The organism is Microbacterium sp. C5A9 (genome assembly GCF_022627955.1).
Taxonomy (GTDB): domain Bacteria; phylum Actinomycetota; class Actinomycetes; order Actinomycetales; family Microbacteriaceae; genus Microbacterium.
Genome location: NZ_JABXGD010000003.1, coordinates 145,817 through 162,874, shown reverse-complemented (window position 1 = coordinate 162,874; position 17,058 = coordinate 145,817). Strand labels below are relative to the sequence as shown.

Annotated in this window: 18 protein-coding genes; 11 read left to right on the top strand and 7 right to left on the bottom strand. The window is 65.1% G+C overall.

Annotated features, from left to right (window positions below):
- Positions 1–104: 104 nt before the first annotated feature.
- The 4 genes from HWD99_RS07465 to dnaA form a co-directional block, all read right to left on the bottom strand.
- Positions 105–608, bottom strand: coding sequence for a DUF721 domain-containing protein (locus HWD99_RS07465; RefSeq protein ID WP_241795599.1), 504 nt, complete (start codon positions 606–608; stop codon positions 105–107).
- Complete coding sequence (recF, locus tag HWD99_RS07460; protein WP_241795598.1) at positions 601–1,875, bottom strand: DNA replication/repair protein RecF; 1,275 nt, start codon at positions 1,873–1,875, stop codon at positions 601–603. Before recF ends, HWD99_RS07465 begins: the two co-directional genes overlap by 8 nt.
- Before the next feature lie 63 nt (positions 1,876–1,938).
- A complete protein-coding gene (gene dnaN / locus HWD99_RS07455) occupies positions 1,939–3,081 on the bottom strand; it encodes a DNA polymerase III subunit beta (RefSeq protein WP_241795597.1) in 1,143 nt (380 codons plus the stop codon).
- A gap of 496 nt (positions 3,082–3,577) precedes the next feature.
- Positions 3,578–4,969, bottom strand: coding sequence for a chromosomal replication initiator protein DnaA (gene dnaA, locus HWD99_RS07450; protein ID WP_241795596.1), 1,392 nt, complete (start codon positions 4,967–4,969; stop codon positions 3,578–3,580).
- Between the two features lie 319 nt (positions 4,970–5,288).
- On the opposite strand from dnaA, the gene rpmH reads away from it, so the two are divergent.
- The 6 genes from rpmH to rsmG are packed head-to-tail and all read left to right on the top strand — an operon-like array spanning position 5,289 to position 8,347.
- Complete coding sequence (gene rpmH / locus HWD99_RS07445; RefSeq protein WP_022889115.1) at positions 5,289–5,426, top strand: 50S ribosomal protein L34; 138 nt, start codon at positions 5,289–5,291, stop codon at positions 5,424–5,426.
- 6 nt (positions 5,427–5,432) lie between these two features.
- Entirely contained in the window at positions 5,433–5,777 is a 345-nt protein-coding gene (gene rnpA, locus HWD99_RS07440; protein WP_241795595.1) for a ribonuclease P protein component, read from the top strand.
- Positions 5,774–6,124: a membrane protein insertion efficiency factor YidD gene (gene yidD, locus HWD99_RS07435; protein ID WP_241795594.1), complete on the top strand. Its 351-nt coding sequence runs from the start codon at positions 5,774–5,776 to the stop codon at positions 6,122–6,124. The genes rnpA and yidD overlap by 4 nt, the downstream gene beginning before the upstream one ends.
- Positions 6,125–6,127: 3 nt before the next feature.
- Positions 6,128–7,198 carry a membrane protein insertase YidC gene (gene yidC / locus HWD99_RS07430; RefSeq protein WP_241795593.1) on the top strand — a complete coding sequence of 357 codons (1,071 nt, stop codon included), beginning with the start codon at positions 6,128–6,130 and terminating at the stop codon, positions 7,196–7,198.
- The gene (locus HWD99_RS07425; RefSeq protein WP_241795592.1) at positions 7,195–7,686 is read left to right on the top strand and encodes a R3H domain-containing nucleic acid-binding protein; all 492 of its coding nucleotides are present in this window, start codon (positions 7,195–7,197) and stop codon (positions 7,684–7,686) included. The genes yidC and HWD99_RS07425 overlap by 4 nt, the downstream gene beginning before the upstream one ends.
- Positions 7,687–7,720: 34 nt before the next feature.
- Positions 7,721–8,347, top strand: coding sequence for a 16S rRNA (guanine(527)-N(7))-methyltransferase RsmG (gene rsmG, locus HWD99_RS07420; protein WP_241795591.1), 627 nt, complete (start codon positions 7,721–7,723; stop codon positions 8,345–8,347).
- A 1,605-nt stretch (positions 8,348–9,952) separates the two neighbouring features.
- On the opposite strand, the gene HWD99_RS07415 is transcribed toward rsmG, so the two are convergent.
- Positions 9,953–10,183 (bottom strand): hypothetical protein, encoded by a 231-nt coding sequence (locus HWD99_RS07415; RefSeq protein ID WP_241795590.1) that lies wholly within the window; start codon positions 10,181–10,183, stop codon positions 9,953–9,955.
- 1,077 nt (positions 10,184–11,260) lie between these two features.
- Between HWD99_RS07415 and HWD99_RS07410 the strand changes: the two genes are divergently transcribed.
- The 5 genes from HWD99_RS07410 to HWD99_RS07390 all read left to right on the top strand — a co-directional run bounded on the left by HWD99_RS07410 (position 11,261) and on the right by HWD99_RS07390 (position 15,498).
- Positions 11,261–12,136, top strand: a complete 876-nt coding sequence (locus HWD99_RS07410; RefSeq protein ID WP_274618071.1) for a ParA family protein — start codon at positions 11,261–11,263, stop codon at positions 12,134–12,136.
- A complete protein-coding gene (locus HWD99_RS07405; RefSeq protein ID WP_241795588.1) occupies positions 12,136–13,107 on the top strand; it encodes a ParB/RepB/Spo0J family partition protein in 972 nt (323 codons plus the stop codon). The genes HWD99_RS07410 and HWD99_RS07405 overlap by 1 nt, the downstream gene beginning before the upstream one ends.
- Positions 13,108–13,168: 61 nt before the next feature.
- Positions 13,169–14,617 carry a sugar porter family MFS transporter gene (locus tag HWD99_RS07400; protein WP_241795587.1) on the top strand — a complete coding sequence of 483 codons (1,449 nt, stop codon included), beginning with the start codon at positions 13,169–13,171 and terminating at the stop codon, positions 14,615–14,617.
- 9 nt (positions 14,618–14,626) lie between these two features.
- Positions 14,627–14,962 carry a tryptophan synthase subunit alpha gene (locus HWD99_RS07395; RefSeq protein WP_241795586.1) on the top strand — a complete coding sequence of 112 codons (336 nt, stop codon included), beginning with the start codon at positions 14,627–14,629 and terminating at the stop codon, positions 14,960–14,962.
- Positions 14,963–14,976: 14 nt separating this feature from the next.
- On the top strand, positions 14,977–15,498 hold the full coding sequence (locus HWD99_RS07390; protein ID WP_241795585.1) for a GrpB family protein: 522 nt from the start codon (positions 14,977–14,979) through the stop codon (positions 15,496–15,498).
- 114 nt (positions 15,499–15,612) lie between these two features.
- Here the strand turns inward: HWD99_RS07390 and trxA are convergent, their stop codons facing one another.
- Positions 15,613–15,936, bottom strand: a complete 324-nt coding sequence (gene trxA, locus HWD99_RS07385) for a thioredoxin (RefSeq protein WP_194764369.1) — start codon at positions 15,934–15,936, stop codon at positions 15,613–15,615.
- A 66-nt stretch (positions 15,937–16,002) separates the two neighbouring features.
- Positions 16,003–16,977, bottom strand: a complete 975-nt coding sequence (gene trxB / locus HWD99_RS07380) for a thioredoxin-disulfide reductase (protein WP_241795584.1) — start codon at positions 16,975–16,977, stop codon at positions 16,003–16,005.
- Positions 16,978–17,058: the final 81 nt, after the last annotated feature.

Genomic DNA, 17,058 nt, shown 5'->3' with positions numbered 1-17,058 from the left:
CACATCGATATCACGAACTCCCAGTCTAGCGGTCTTTCGTGCCGATATGCGGCTCAGCGGCCACCTGTGGGCCTCTGAGCGTGTCGGACCCCTTGCGTGGTGTCCTACCCGTAGGTATCGCGTGGGCCCCGCCCTGGAACGACTCTGGGACCCCATTTCCACGAGGGTACGTCCGGTCCGATGAAGCGGAGGTTCTCGACTCCGGCCGACGGATAGCGTCGTCCGATCTCGGTCAGGATGGTGCCCCGCATGAACTGCAGGTTCTTCGCCCAGGCCGTCGAGTCGCACTTCACCGTGAGCACCCCGCGCTCCAACGAGACCGGTTCGGAGTGCTTCGCGGTGTCGGCTCCGGCGAGGTCGGCCCACTGACGCACGAGGTCCTCGCGCGCGAGTGTGGTCTCCCATCCCGCGTCGCGGGTCAGTCTGTCGAGCACCGCTCCGAGCGTGCCCGGATCACGTCCCGGTGTGAAGGGCGCGTTGTCGTCGTCGACGACGACGCGGCGCTTGCGCTTCCAGTTCTTCGAGCTCGGCTGCAATCCGCGCAGCCGAAGGTAGGTGGCCACCGTCTCGGGTGTCTCGGCGGCCGGAACCGCTGCGATGTCAGTCATGCGTCTCCGCCTCCTCTGTCAGCGGGCCCGTCGAATCCTCAGGCGCAGAGCCGTCGCCCCCGGACTCGTCGACCCGCGCGCCCCTGGCTTCCTGATCCGGACGAGGCGCCCTGTCGTCACTGATCGTGCCGGCGGTGATCCTGACGACATGAGCGTGCAGCACCTCGGGAATATCCTCCTCCACGGCGGCGGTGACCACCACCTGCTCGTAGCCGGCCGTCACCGACGCGAGTCGCTGCCGACGGTCGGAATCGAGTTCCGCGAACACGTCGTCGAGGATGAGGACCGGGTCGCCCGCGGGCGACTCGCTGCGCAGCAGTTCCGCGGAGGCGAGGCGCAGAGCGAGCGCCATGGACCACGATTCTCCGTGCGACGCATACCCCTTCACGGGAAGACCGCGCACCCGCAGAACGAGGTCGTCTCGGTGCGGACCGGTGAGCGTGAGTCCGCGATCGAGCTCGTTCGATCGCTTCGCGAGCAGGGCCGCGTGGAACATCTCGGCGCATCGCGCCATGCTCAGCGATCCGTCCGTGTCGATCGGAGAGGATTCACCCTCTTCGGGATCCGCGCCGCGGACCGACAGCGCCCACTCGAGTTGCGGACGATGGTCCTCACCGGCGATCGCCGCGTAGGCCTCGGCGACCGGCTGCTGCAGATCTGCCGCCAGCCGCTGGCGCGCGCTGATGATCTCAGCGCCGAGGGAGACGAGCTTGTCGTCCCACACGTCGAGCGTGCTGAGTCCTTCGCCCTTGATCCCCCGGGCTCGAGCCGACTTGAGCAGGGCGTTCCGCTGCTTGAGGACCCGGTCGTAGTCGGCGAGCACGGATGCCATGCGCGGTGTGCGCTGGATCAGCAGCTGGTCGACGAACCGGCGTCGGGCCGAGGGGTCGCCCCGCACGATCTGCAGATCTTCGGGGGCGAACAGCACGACGTGCGCGTACCGAGGCAGCTCGTTCGTCTTCGAGGGCGACCCGTTGATGCGCGCTTTGTTCGCACCCTGCTTGTTGAGCTGCACCTCGACGAGCACCCGTCGTTCACCATGGGACAGTCGCGCGCGGATGATCGCGTACTCCTGGCCGTCACGCACGAGCGGCGCATCGGACGAGACACGGTGAGAGCCGAGCGTCGCGAGGAAGACGACCGCTTCGGCGAGATTCGTCTTGCCCTGCCCGTTGCGCCCGACCAGAACGTTCGGGCCGCGGTGCAGAGCGAGTTCGGCGGTCGCGTAATTGCGGAAATCGACCAGACTCAGGTGCTCCACAATCACGCTGTCAGCCTACCTTCGGCCTCTGACACGGGGATTCGCGGGCAGCCGCCCGCTCGAGCCGGGTCAGCGAAGCAGCAGGTTCGGCTGCAGCAGGTACTTGAACGAGTCGAGTCCCGCCTGGTCGACCGAGGTCTGGCTCGTGATGAGCACGGGGCTGAGCTTGTTCGCGTTGTCGCTCGACGTGAACGTGACCCGGACGAACTCGCTCTTCACCGCACCCAGCGCCTCGATGAGGTACTGCGGGTTGAGTCCGAGCGTGACCTCGTCGCCACCCGAGAGGATCGCGTCGACGGACTCGGACGCACGAGCATGCTCGCTGCCGGAGGCATCCATCGTGACGCCGTCGCTCGCGAACGTGAAACGCAGCGGCGCGGCGCGGTCGAGCACCAGCGACACGCGTCGCACGGCCTCGACGAGGTCGGCGGTGTTGACGACCGCGTAGTGGTCCGTCTGCTCGGGGAACAACCGGCGCACCGGCGGGAAGTTGCCCTTGATCAGCAGCGACGTGACGGTCTTGTTGCCCGCGGTGAATGCGATGATCTCGCGGTCCCCGGCTCCTGAGAACGCGATCTGGATCGTTCCGGCGTGTCCGAAGGTCTTGCCGACCTCGAGCAGGGTGCGAGCCGGAACGAGCGCAGTCGCCTCGACGGCTTCGCCGTCCCACGGCACGTCGCGGAGCGACACACGGTAGCGGTCGGTCGCGACGAGGCTCAGCGTCTGGCCCGAGACCTCGAGCTGCACACCGGTCAGCACCGGCGTCACGTCGTCACGGGATGCGGCGAAGCCGACCTGCGCGATGGCTGTGCCGAAGTCGTCGGCGGGGACGACACCGGAGGATCCAGAGACCTCGGGGATCGAGGGATATTCCTCGACGGGCATGGCCGCCAGGGTGAAGCGGGCCGAGCCGCAGGTGACCGAGATGCTTCCGTCGTCCTCGACGGCGATCTCGATCGGAGCGTTCGGGAGCCTGCTGGCGATGTCGGAGAGCAGTCGGCCGTGAACGAGGATCGTTCCCGGCGTCTCAACCGTCGCCTCGATGGTCGTCCGTGCGGATGCCTCGTAGTCGAACGCCGAGAGGGTGAGACCCGAACCGTCCGCCTCGATCAGCACACCGGCGAGGATCGGCTGCGGATTGCGCTGGGGAAGCAGCTTGACGACGAAGGACACAGCCTCGCTGAAGACATCGCGGTTGACCTGAAACCTCACGGGTGCTCCCTTGTCGTCGTTCTGAGACGCGTCGTCATCGTTCCTGCCGGTGCAGGGCTTCCCATGCTAGCCCCAGAGTCGGGCGGATCCCTACGCCGATGTGATTCCAGCGGAGCGGTCGGGTTTCCACACCGTCTGGTGATCGGATCGCCCCTGGATTGGATTAACTCCTTAACGGTGTTAACACCTGTGGATACTGTGGATAAGTCGGTGGAAAGCAGACGCGAGTAGGGAACTACACGGTTGTCACTTGTGGAATCCCTGAGGAATACGCGGGTTCCGAGCATCCGATGCTCTCCGGAGCATGTCGGAGTTATCCACAGGTTCGTCGATTTCTCCCGAGTTCCTCCCGAGGTCATCCCCATCCATCCACAAGTTATCCACATGTGCAAAGTGGCATCGATCCGTTCTCTACACGGCGCGTCGCAGGCACACGAAGGGGGCCACAGCGTCCTCGCGGATGCTGTGGCCCCCTTTTCGACCTGGCGAGCCCGGTTCAGCGACGACCGAGCTGCGTGGTGATCTCGGTCACCTGGTTGTAGATGGATCGGCGTTCCTTCATGAGCTCGCTGATCTTCTTGTAGGCGTACATGACGGTCGTGTGGTCGCGGTTGCCGAACAGCTGGCCGATCTTCGGCAGCGACAGGCTGGTGCGCTCACGGCAGAGGTACATGGCGATCTGTCGCGCCGTCGCGATCTGCTGTGACCGACTCGACCCGTAGAGGTCGTCGACGGTGAGCTTGAAGTACTGCGCGGTCGCCGTGATGATGTCGGTCGGCGAGATGATGTTGTCCTCGGCCGTGTCGATGATGTCGCGCAGCACGGTCTGGGCGAGGGAGATGTCGAGCGCCGACCGGTTCAGGCTCGCGAAGGCCGAGACGCGGATCAGTGCACCCTCGAGCTCGCGGATGTTCGAGGAGACCACCGTCGCGATGTATTCGAGCACTTCGTCGGGGATGTGGAGCGCTTCGCTCTGCGCCTTCTTCCGAAGGATCGCGATGCGGGTCTCGAGGTCGGGCGCCTGCACGTCGGTGATCAGACCCCACTCGAAGCGACTGCGCATGCGGTCCTCGAAGCCGGTGAGGTGCTTCGGGGCGACGTCGCTGGTGATCACGACCTGCTTGTTGTGATCGTGAAGCGTGTTGAAGGTGTGGAAGAAGGCTTCCTGCGTCTCCGCACGCCCCTGCAGGAACTGGATGTCGTCGATCAGGAGGATGTCGACGTCGCGGTACCTCGCCTGGAACGCGGCGCCGCGGTTGTTCGCGATCGAGTTGATGAAGTCGTTCGTGAATTCCTCGCTCGAGACGTACCTGACCTTCACCCCTGCGTACAGGGACTGGGCGTAGTCGCCGATCGCATGCAGGAGATGGGTCTTGCCGAGACCGGAGTCTCCGTAGATGAAGAGCGGGTTGTATGCCTTGGCGGGTGCCTCGGCCACGGCGACCGCTGCCGCGTGTGCGAAGCGGTTGGACTGGCCGATCACGAAGTTGTCGAAGGTGTACTTCGGGTTGAGTCGGGACTCGTGCCGCATCGGAGTCGGCTGCTCCATCGGAGACTCGATCCGGATGTTCTCCTGCCGACCGAAGTCGGCGACCGCGATCGGTGCCGTCGGCTGTTCCGCGAGCTCATGGTTCACGACGACCCGGTACGAGGTGACCTCGTCTCCGATGTGCGAGAGAGCCTCCATGATCGGCAGACGGAGGCGCTTGTTGATCTGCGCGGCAGTCAGATCGTTCGGAACCTCGAGATAGAGGGTCGCCGCCATGACACCGGCGGGGACCGCCAGACTGAGGAAGCCCTGCAGCTGAGGCGTCACGCGATCGTCGGCCTCGAGCAGCTCCTGCACCGTGGTCCAGATGGGGACGTCGGGCTGGGCTGATGAGGACATGACGCTCCGGAGCTCGGGGATCGGGGAGGGTTCGGCGACGGGCGTCTCCCTGTGGATAACTTCGGATGCCACGGTAGTCATCGCGGCTGTGATCAGCAACCTGCCCCGGAAAATCGGCGCGCGTGTTGCGCATACGTGCAGGCCACAGGTTGTGGATAATGGCTGTGCGGACCGTGCAGGAGGTCCCATGTCGACGCGCGCAGATTTGCTCTGTGGGCCGTCAGGACGTACCCTTAATCGGTTGACTTATGCCTGAATGGCAGATCCCTATGTCTCCGGTCAAAATGATCCCGGTGGCAGCTTTCCCCGGAGTGATTTCATGAGCAAGCGCACCTTCCAGCCCAACAACCGTCGTCGCGCCAAGAAGCACGGCTTCCGTCTTCGCATGCGTACCCGCGCCGGCCGCGCGATCCTTTCGGCTCGCCGCGCGAAGGGCCGCACCGAGCTCTCCGCGTAAATCGCTGTGCTCGCCCGCCCGTTTCGCCTGACCCGCGGCAGCGACTATCGACTGGTCGTTCGACGTGGATCACGTTGTGGCGGGGCGCGCGTCGTCACTTCGATGCTGACGACGGGCGAGAGCAGAGCCGCGAGGTTCGGATTCATCATCAGCAAGCAGGTGGGTACCGCTGTGGTGCGCAACTCCGTTCGTCGACGCCTCAAGGCAGTCTGCGCGGAAGCGCTCCCGCGAGTTCCTCAGGGCACGGATGTCGTCATCCGTGCCCTTCCTGCGTCCGCGACCGCGACGTACGCAGAGCTGAGCGCCGATGTGAATCGGTGTCTCGGGCGATTGGCCGAGGTGAAGGCATGACCGCGCTGCCGGCGTCGTCGCTCGGGACCGGGCATCTGGAGTCCCGCGATCTGGTCCGCAGCATCCCGCTGATGCCGAGGAACCTCGTTCTCGGGTTCCTGGCCGGCTACCGCAAGCTGATCTCCCCGATGTACGGAGATGTCTGTGCCTACTACCCCTCGTGTTCCGCTTACGCTGTAGGAGCGGTGCAACAGCATGGCGCCGTGCGGGGAACTCTGCTCTCGGCATGGCGCATCCTCCGTTGCAATCCCTGGAGCCACGGCGGCGTCGATGACGTCCGTCCGCACGAACACTTCCGCTATGACCTGACCGCTCACGGTTTCGTCGTCCCTGCCCGAAAGGATTGATCGGTGGGTCTTGACCTCCTGTTCGCCAGCACCACCCCTTCGCCGGCGCCCGCGTCCGGCGGATTCGATCTGCTGGGGACGATCCTCTGGCCGCTGAAGTGGCTGGTCGAGCTCGTGCTCGTCGCCTGGCACTGGCTGCTGACGGCGGTGGGCCTTCCCGCGGCATCCGGTCTCACCTGGGTGCTGTCGATCGTCGGGCTCGTCATCGTGGTGCGCGCCGCTCTGATCCCGCTCTTCGTGAAGCAGATCAAGAGTCAGCGAAAGATGATGGAAATTGCTCCTGAACTGCGAAAAGTTCAGGAGAAGTACCGCGGCAAGAAGGATCAGCTCTCTCGCGAGGCCATGAGCCGCGAGACCATGGCGCTGTACAAGAAGCACGGCACGACGCCGATGTCGAGCTGTCTTCCTCTGCTCGTGCAGATGCCGATCTTCTTCTCGCTCTTCAGCGTTCTGAGCGACGTGACGAAGCACCACGCTGCCGGCATCGGCGGTGTGGGTCTCCTCAACGCCGAGCTCACCGAGCAGTTCTACGACGCGCAGCTGTTCGGTGTCGCATCCCTGCACGAGACCCTCGGCAACGCGGTGGATGCCGGCAACACGACGGCGATCATCATCCTCGTCACGCTCGTCGTGCTCATGATCGCGTCGCAGTTCTTCACTCAGCTGCAGATCATCTCGAAGAACCTGTCGCCCGAGGCCAAGACCGGCCAGGCGTACCAGATGCAGAAGATCATGCTGTACATCCTGCCGCTGGGATTCATCTTCTCGGGCATCTTCTTCCCGCTCGGCGTCGTCGTGTACTGGTTCATCTCGAACCTCTGGACCATGGGACAGCAGTTCCTCGTGATCCGTGAGATGCCCACGCCGGGCTCCGAAGCTGCGAAGGCCCGCGAAGAGCGCCTCGCTCGCAAGGGCAAGGCGATCGATTCCTCGGGCAAGGTCGTTCCGATGGCTGCGTATGAGGCAGAGCAGCAGCGTCTGCTCGAGGAGGCCGAGAAGGCGAAGGCTGAGGCTCCCAAGCGTCAGCAGCCGGTCGGCAAGAAGCGTGCGAAGAAGAAGGGTGGCGGAGCGTGAGCGAGAACCTGACGGAGACCGTCGAGCCCACGGTGGCTCAGCTGGAGAACGAGGGCGACGTCGCGGCGGACTACCTCGAGGAGCTCCTCGACATCGCTGACATCGACGGCGATCTCAACCTCGACGTCCGCCAGGGGCGGGCGTACGTGTCGGTGGAGGCAGAGGGTGATGGCCTCTCGCTGCTGTCAGCACCTGACACGGTTCAGGCGCTGCAGGAGCTCACCCGTCTCGCAGTGCAGAACAAAACCGGCTCGTTCTCGCGTCTGATCCTCGATATCGGCGGATCGCGTGACACGCGGCGTCGCCAGCTCGAGACGCTGGTCAATGCCGCGGCCGCGAAGCTCGACGACGGTGCATCGCAGGCTTCACTGCCCGCCATGTCGAGCTACGAGCGAAAGCTTGTCCACGATATCGCCGCTGATCAGGGACTTGTCTCTGAATCGTATGGTGAGGGCGCAGACCGTCACACGGTTCTCCGCCGTCGCTGATGCCGCAGCCGAGTCGTCGAGTGTGGATGTCGTCATGACCGGTGCCGTGGAGGCAGAGCCTGCCGTCGCAGCAGAGATGTTCGGCGACCGCATCGAGCTCGCACGCCAGTTCGCTGCTGCTCTCGCGACCCACGGGGAGGAGCGCGGCCTGATCGGCCCGCTCGAACTTCCGCGACTCTGGACTCGGCACATTCTGAACAGTGCGATCGCTGCACCGCTCTTCAGTGGCTCGGTCGCAGACATCGGCTCGGGGGCCGGGTTGCCCGGCATCGTGCTCGCGATCGTGCGCCCGGATGCGCAGTTCACGCTCGTCGAGCCCATGGAGCGACGAGTCACCTGGCTCAACGAGCAGGTGACTGCGCTCGGCCTGTCGAACGTCGAGGTGCTTCGCGCACGCGCAGAAGAGGTGCCGGCCACAGGCGGTTTCGATGTGGTGACCGCGCGCGCCGTGAGTGCGCTGCGGACTCTGATTCCTCTCACCGCTCCGCTCGTGCGTGACGGTGGAGAGCTCACTCTGCTCAAGGGAATGAATGTGTCGAACGAGATCGACGCAGCGCAGAAGCAGATCAAGAAGTTCCGACTGTCGGACGTGCGTGTCGAAGTGCTCGGTGAGGGTGTACTCACCGAGACCACGCGTGTGCTTCGCGCCCGCGTGCGCTGAGCGCTGCCGCAGCACGCGGCCGCAACACACACGCTTCGGTGACTTCGTTGCGCCTGGTGATGTGTCGATGTTTCACGTGAAACGGTGCGAACAGTGGTGTTGTGGAGACGCCGACAGGCTGGGTCATGACGGTGTGCCTGTCGGCTGTTTGCGTCGAAGTGCTCGGCGCGTAGGTTCTCGCCACGGCTGAGTAGTGAGAGATTCGCGTCAGCGTGGGCGGAGGACGCGCGCAGGCAGACGCTCCTTCAAGGGAGGAGCACCTGTGGTGGCATAGCCGTGCGCAGGGGAGTGCCGCCGTTTCACGTGAAACGGGTGATCTTTCGCGCCATGGCGAGCGGGATGCGCGGATCATGGCGGTCTGCGGGTTGCATCGGTGCGTCGATCCATATCGCGAGGACCAGTCTGCCGTGACGGAGCGCCTATCTGTGTGCGTGAGCCTGTATCCTCGTGCCGTCGTGCAACAGTGTCCCGGTCGTTGGCGGGCGGGCGTTTGGGGCGGGCGGCAATGACGCCGTCTCATCCTTTGGTGCGTCGATGTTTCACGTGAAACGGTGGATGTGCAGGGATGGAGACGTCGACTGCGTAGACCGTGAAGGTCTGGACGGCGTTTGCGCGCATCGAAGTGGCCGTGGTGGGCTGTTCCGCCGGTAGGGCGTTCGGGTTTGTGTGTGAGTCGATGTCCATGATTCCGGGTGGTGAGGTTCTGCCGCTGGAGGCGGATCACTCAATGACGGCTTCTGGTGCTGTCGAGGGTCGATGTTTCACGTGAAACGTCGCGAGGCGGCGATCGGTGGCGACGCAACCGAGTTGCCTGCGGCGCTCGTAGCGGGATGGGAGCAAGTGCCAGTACTCGGCATAGACGGATGGACCGGACATCGATGTGGATGTTTCACGTGGAACAATCGTGTGGGCGTGTGGGCGTGTGGGCGTGTGGGCGTGTGGGCGTGTGGGTCGACGACTGGTCGTTGCGCAGCTGGTGCTGGTGGGATCCGTGAGTTCTTGCCGGTCTAGGGCGTGATCCTGCACCGCGGAACACGTGCAGTCATCGCGAGAGGTGCGTGGTCCTGAGTCCGTGCTGCACGCAGAGAGCGGCATGCTCCTGTGTTGGCCTGCCGCAGGAGACGCAGTCGACCGTCGGCCTGTGAGGTTAGGGGGGAGTGGCGACGGTCGCGACTCCCCTGAGCGTAGGACCCTCTGGTGATCATCCCGCGCTGGGCGTCGAGTCGATGGTCACAGTCAGGCGCGAGCTGTCGTGGGTGGAGTCCCCTACTCGTTTGCCATACTGAGATTGCTCGAAAGGCTGCATGTCGTACGACTGCTGCAGATCGTGTGGCTCGGCAGTTGCTGTCAGTCGACGAGACGCGGGCTCCCGAGACGTCGTCAGTAGTCGCAACCCGACGGGATGTTCCCGCCGCGCGTTCTGACAGAGCATGAAGAAAAGAAACCCCGGGATCATGACAGTTTCTGATGGGATCACGGCGATGCCTGGAGTGCGAGATGTTTCACGTGAAACACCCGCTAGCTCCCATGGTGTTCGTGCTGTGCGCGCATAGCCAGGACGGGCCGACGAATCTCAGGCGCCGCTTGACGGCCTCACTCGTTGTTTCACGTGAAACAGTGAGCGGCACTACACGGGATCTGCCGTAGGGGAGGAGAATCCACCAGCACCAGCACCAGCACCAGCACCAGCACCAGCACCAGGAGCAGGACCAGGACCAGGACCAGGGCCAGGACCAGGGCCAGGACCAGGACCAGGACCAGGGCCAGGACCAGGAGCAGGACCAGGAGCAGGACCAGGACCAGCGTCCGCCTTGAGTCACGATGGGATCGGTCCAACGTGCTATATGACGATGTAGAGGTTCACGACCGTGGAACCGGACGCCGCGTCCACCTGCTACTGACAGGAGCGGGACGCAGGTCCGACGTCGCGACGGAGATGTTTCACGTGAAACTACGCGCGTGAGCTGACAGTGTTCACGTCCGCGGAGAAACCAGAAGTCCCCGGATCGCGCAACACACACTTCTTGCGCTCGACGGATCGATTCGGCGCTTCGCGAGGATGATCTGACGCAAACCTCGCAACGCTCTCTCAGATCGATTCTCTGCGGGTTGAGGGCCAATTTAGGCTTTCTGGCACTGGGGTACCCAGGAGTGGGTGGAAATTCTCCTCGTCCGCGGTCATGTTCCCCGAGGTTGCTTGTCGTGTGAATCGAAGCGCTCGACACCGAGGCGCGTGTGCCGATCACGGGGGAGTGGCGAGCGCACTCGCCCTCGGGTGTGTGCGAGGTTCGCCGAGTCGGAATCCTTGCGACCGACATGACACGGCGACGGGCGTGGACCCGTCGAAGCGCGGGTGCCCCGAGACGATCTCGAGCGGTCGGCGGGGTCGAGGTGACGCGACCATCTGCGACACCGTATCTCACCAGTCGGAGTTGCGCCCGACGTTCCATCACCGACCCTGGGTGAGCGCTTCGATCGACGCGCGGCTCCGCCGCATCGACGAACGAACTGACAGATCCCTGCAGAGGGTCAGCAGCCACGCGGGGTCAGGTCACCGAGGACAGAAGATCCCCGGCGCCCACTCGGGCGCGACGGGGCGCCTGGCATCGACCGACCCATCGGGGCGCGGTCGGGGAGGACGATTCACAGAACCCACGTACCGCTACGAGCGTGCTTCACGTGAAACACTGCCAGGAGGTGCAGGGATCCTCGCCCATCGGGCCACACGCACGCACATGGAACAGAGGTGGCGCGGACACGTACTTCCCGCGATCCTGGTGCTCTCTCATTCCCCAACCATGTGCACGGGCGAGGAAGGTCGGCCTCAGCGATTAGAGTGGAACACGGCCCCGAAAGGAGTGGATGTTTCACGTGAAACAGTCCGACAAGGCAACACCGAAGGATTCTTTCGGGATGGATACGCCACTCGCGCGCGAGATCGCCGACCTGTCCGCGCGACGCCGGGTGCTCGACTCAGTGAAGGTCGAGCTCACGGGGGAGACCCGGATCCTCACCGTCTCGAACCAGAAGGGCGGTGTCGGCAAGACAACCAGTGCGGTCAACATCGCCGCAGCGCTCTCCGGACTCGGTGCGAAGGTCCTGGTCATCGACCTCGACCCGCAGGGCAATGCATCCACCGCCCTGGGGGTTCCGCACAGCGGCGATATCCCGAGCGTCTACGACGTGCTCATCGACGAAACCCCGCTTGCTGACATCGTGCAGGCGAGCCCCGAGGATGAGAACCTGTTCTGCGCTCCCAGCACGATTCACCTCGCCGGCGCGGAGATCGAGCTCGTCGCCCAGGTGGCACGCGAGCACCGCCTGCGCCGCGCACTCCAGGACTACCTCGCGACGAATCCCATGGACTTCGTCATCATCGACTGCCCGCCATCGCTCGGTCTCCTGACGATCAACGCCTTCACCGCAGCCGACGAGGTGTTCATCCCGATCCAGTGCGAGTACTACGCGTTGGAGGGCCTGAGCCAGCTGCTCGGCAGTATTCAGATGATCCAGAAGCATCTGAACCCCGACCTCCACCTGTCGACCATTCTGCTGACCATGTTCGACGGTCGCACCCGTCTCGCTCAGCAGGTGGCGGATGAGGTTCGCACCCACTTCCCGGACCAGGTGCTCGACACCGTCATCCCGCGATCTGTGCGGGTGTCGGAGGCACCGAGTTTCGGTCAGACCGTGATCGCCTACGATGGGCAATCGGCCGGCGCCGTCGCGTACCGCGAAGCAGCCGTCGAGATCGCGTCGCGGACAGCGACGCAGAGCAAGGAGAAATGATGGCGAAGCGCACTGGACTGGGCCGGGGGATCGGAGCCCTCATTCCCACCGCTGATCAGGCTGAACGCCCGGTCGATGTGTTCTTCCCCGGCGCGAGTCTGCGGCCGTCGACCGACCAGACGGCAACGGTGGCGGAAGAGGTTCCTGAGCTCGAGGTCGTGCCGGGTATCCACCTCATCCAGATCGATCCGCAGAAGATCGTCCCCAACCCCCGCCAGCCGCGAACGCACTTCAATCCGGAAGATCTCGCGGAGCTCGTGCACAGCGTGCGGGAGTTCGGCGTGCTGCAGCCCGTGGTCGTGCGGAAGAACTCCGAGGGTGACTACGAGCTCATCATGGGTGAGCGGCGCACCCGCGCTGCTCGCGAAGCCGGGCTCGACGCGATCCCCGCGGTGGTGCGGGAGACCGCGGATGAAGACCTCCTTCGCGACGCCCTGCTGGAGAACCTCCACCGGTCCGAGCTCAACCCCTTGGAGGAGGCATCGGCCTACCAGCAGCTCCTCGAGGACTTCGGGATCACTCAGGAAGAGCTCGCCACGCGGATCGGTCGTTCGCGCCCGCAGATCAGCAACACGATCCGTCTGCTCAAGCTGCCCGTGCCCGTGCAGCAGCGGGTCGCAGCAGGCGTGCTCAGCGCCGGTCACGCCCGCGCGATCCTGAGCCTGGACACCCCGGAGGCGATGCAGCGACTCGCCGACAAGGTGGTCAACGAGGACCTCTCGGTGCGCGCGACCGAGGTCGCCGCCAAGAGCCAGCCGTCGACGTCGAGCAGCCGCACGGCGAAGCCCACACCGGGCTCGCGTCGCGCATACCTCGACGAGGTCGCCGGCAACCTCGGCGACCGCCTGAACACGCGGGTCAAGGTGTCGCTCGGAGCCCGCAAGGGCCAGGTGATCATCGACTTCGCATCGATTCAGGACCTGAACCGCATTCTCGGCGAACTCGGCGAATCCGGCTTCGGCCCGGCGTGATCACCGCCTAGAAGACCGGTATTCCCCTAGACTCGCGTGGTCACCACGATGAGGGGGAGTCATGTCCACGTCACAGCCCACGCCGGCTATTCAACGGAAGGTGATCGCGGTCAGCATCGCCGCGGCACTCGGAGGATTCCTCTTCGGCTTCGACACCGCCGTGATCAACGGTGCGGTCGATGCCCTGGCCGGTGATGTCTCGGGCTTCGACCTGGGTGTCGGTCTCAAGGGCTTCGCCGTCTCCTCCGCCCTGATCGGCTGCGCGGTCGGAGCCTGGTTCGCCGGTCCCATCGCGAACAAGCGCGGTCGCATCCCCGTGATGGTGGTGGCCGCAGCGATGTTCTTCATCTCCGCCATCGGGTCAGGTCTCGCCTTCAGCGTCGTCGATCTCATCATCTGGCGTGTGATCGGCGGGCTCGGCGTGGGAGCCGCATCCGTCATCGCCCCCGCCTACATCGCGGAGGTGTCACCCGCCGCGGTGCGAGGCAGGCTGGGGTCCCTGCAGCAGCTCGCGATCGTCACGGGTATCTTCGCCGCACTGCTCTCCGACGCGCTGCTGGCAGGCATCGCGGGGGAGGCTGATCAGCCGCTGTGGGGCCTGACGGCCTGGCGGTGGATGTTCATGGTGGCCGCGATCCCCGCGCTCGTCTACGGGCTCGTCTCGCTCCGCCTGCCGGAATCGCCACGCTATCTCGTGCGCAAGGGCGACCTGAAGCGTGCCTCGGAGGTGCTGACCACCGTCACCGGCACGCTCGACGTCGACGCCAAGATCAAGGAGATCACCGGAACGATCGACACGGAGCGCAAGGAGTCGCTGCGCGACCTGCGTGGCAGCCGCCTGGGCCTCAAGCCGATCGTGTGGGTCGGCATCCTGCTGTCCGTCTTCCAGCAGTTCGTCGGCATCAACGTCATCTTCTACTACTCGACCACGCTGTGGCAGTCGGTGGGCTTCGATGAATCCAGTGCGCTGCTGACTTCGGTCATCACCTCTGTGACGAACATCGTGGTGACGATCATCGCGATCCTCCTGGTCGACAAGGTGGGGCGGCGCGTCATGCTCCTGGTGGGCTCCGTCGGCATGACGGTCACCCTCGGTCTGATGGCCCTCGCGTTCTCGTTCGGTACGCTCGACGCGTCGGGCACGGCCACCCTGCCCGACCCCTGGGCCACCGTCGCACTCGTCTGCGCGAACGGCTTCGTCGTCTTCTTCGGGGCGACGTGGGGACCGCTCGTCTGGGTTCTTCTCGGAGAGATCTTCCCGAACTCCATCCGCGCCGGAGCCCTCGCGGTCGCCGCGGCCGCGCAGTGGGCGGCGAACTTCTTCATCTCGACGACCTTCCCGGTGTTCGCCGAGATCGGCCTCACGTTCGCCTACGGCTTCTACGCGTTCTTCGCGCTGCTGTCGTTCTTCTTCGTCTACTTCAAGGTGCCCGAGACCAAGGGCAAGGAGCTCGAGGAGATGACGGACGAGCTGAAGGTGGAGCGCCGAGGCACCCGCAAGGCGACGTAGGCTGGAAGCATGACCGAGTCCGTTCCCCGCCGTGCCAGCCTCGAAGTGCTGCGCGCAGAGGCCTCGGACGAACTCGCCGTGCTGATTCAGGAGCGACTGCTCGGGGGAGAGGATCCCTGGGAGTTCATGGAAGAGCTGCCGAGCGTCGATGAGCTCGTCGTCTATCTGCTGCGCGCCGACAACATCACCGCCAACGACGGCGTGCGCCCCAGCGCCGCACGCCACTACCGCGTGCTGCGCCAGATCGCGCTCGAGTACCCCGAGCTGACGCCCGCCGTCTGGGGACTGCTCGACGAGAAGCAGCGGCACCGCCGCTGGGACCCGACGGTCGCAGACGCGAACTGAGTCGGGCCGCTCGGGTGCTCGTCGACTACGACCCGTCGTGGCCTGCACTCTTCGAGCAGCTCGCCCTGGAGCTCCGAGCCCACGGTGACACGACGTGGACCATCGAGCACATCGGATCGACCGCTGTCTCGGGAATGCGCGCGAAGCCGATCATCGACCTGGCGGTCAGGATCACCGATCTCGCCGATCTGGAGCGCCGCAGGACCGCGCTGGAGACGAGGGGATGGCACGTCGGCAGTGCGGTCAGATCGCACCCCGTGATGATCCTCACCGACGGTGAGCACCGTGTCGCCATCGCGCACTTCTTCACCGTCTCAGAATGGGAGACCGTCAATCAGCGGATCCTGCGCGACTGGCTGCGCGCCCACGCCGACGATGCCGCGCTCTATGAACGGGCGAAGGATGCTGCCGCCCGAGCGGCCGGTGAGGGCACCGCCGGATACAACGCGGCCAAGACCCCGGTGATCCAGGAGATCGTCGATCGCGCACGGGCGGCACGCGGGCTCGCATCCGTTCCCGTCTCAGACAAGAGCTGATCGTCGCCACTCGGACGGGCTCGGCGGATGCTCCTGACCGCGGGGTGGGATAGTGCGGAGGGAAGCAGAAAGGGCCGCCACCCCCGAAGAGGTGGCGGCCCTGAAAGAGCCTGATCAGCCGATGAAAGCGGCGAGGTCCTGCTCGAGGGCCGGCTTCGGCTTGGCGCCGATGATGGTCGTCTTGACCTCACCGCCCTGGAACACCTTCATCGCCGGGATCGACGTGATCTGGTACTGCATCGCCAGCTGCGGGTTCTCGTCCACGTTCAGCTTAAGGATGGTGATCTTGTCGGGGTTGTCGGCCTGGATCTGGTCCAGCACCGGTGCGACCATACGACACGGTCCGCACCACTCGGCCCAGAAGTCCACGAGGACGGGACCCTCGGCCTGCAGAACGTCCTGCTCCCAGGTCGCCTGGCTCGTAGCCTTTGCACTCATCAGAGTTTCTCCTTGTTCGAGGTACGCCTGCTACAACAGCCGGCGCATGGAATGTGTTCCCGGACGTCAGCCGACGATGATCTCGGCGGCCTCGGCAGCCGGGAACTCGACCGACGCGTCATCGAAATCCGCGAGGAAGTGCTCCGCGTCGAGAGCCGCGACCGTGCCGGATCCCGCAGCGGTGATCGCCTGACGGTAGGTGGGGTCGATCACGTCACCGGCGGCGAAGACGCCGGGCTCGGAGGTCTTCGACGAGCGGCCGTCGACCCAGATCGTGCCCTCGGCCGTGAGGTCGAGCTTCTCGTGCACGAGGTGCGTGCGCGGGTCGTTGCCGATCGCGATGAACAGTCCGTCGAGGGAGAGATCGCTGAGCGTACCGTCGACCGTGTTTCGCAGCTGCACGCCCGAGACCGAGTCGCCACCGAGGATCTCGGTGACCTCGCTGTTCCACACGAACTCGATCTTCTCGTTCGCGAAGGCACGCTCCTGCATGATCTTCGACGCGCGCAGCGAGTCCTTGCGGTGGATGACGTAGACCTTGTCCGCGAAGCGCGTGAGGAAGGTCGCCTCCTCCATGGCCGAGTCGCCGCCGCCGACGACCGCGATCGTCTTCTCGCGGAAGAAGAAGCCGTCGCACGTGGCGCACCACGAGACGCCGTACCCCGAGAGGCGCTCTTCGCCCTCGATGCCGAGCTTGCGGTAGGCGGAGCCCGTCGCGTAGATCAGCGCCCGGGTCTCGTGCACCGCACCGCTGCCGAGCGTGACGGTCTTGACGGGGCCCGCGAGGTCGAGCTCGGTGACGTCGTCGTAGACGACCTCGGTGCCGAACTTCTCCGCCTGCTCCTGGAACTTCGCCATGAGCTCGGGGCCCTGGATGCCCTCGGGGAATCCGGGGTAGTTCTCGACCTCGGTGGTGTTCATCAGCTCTCCGCCGACCTCGACAGAGCTGGCGATGAGCAGCGGCTTGAGGTTCGCGCGCGCCGCGTAGATGGCGGCGGTGAATCCGGCGGGGCCGGAGCCGATGATGATGACCTGACGCATGTGCTCTCCGTGATCGGGGTGACGCCGAGAATCCCTGCGGCGTTCGAGTGCTTCAACCAATGGTAACCGCGGGGAATTCCC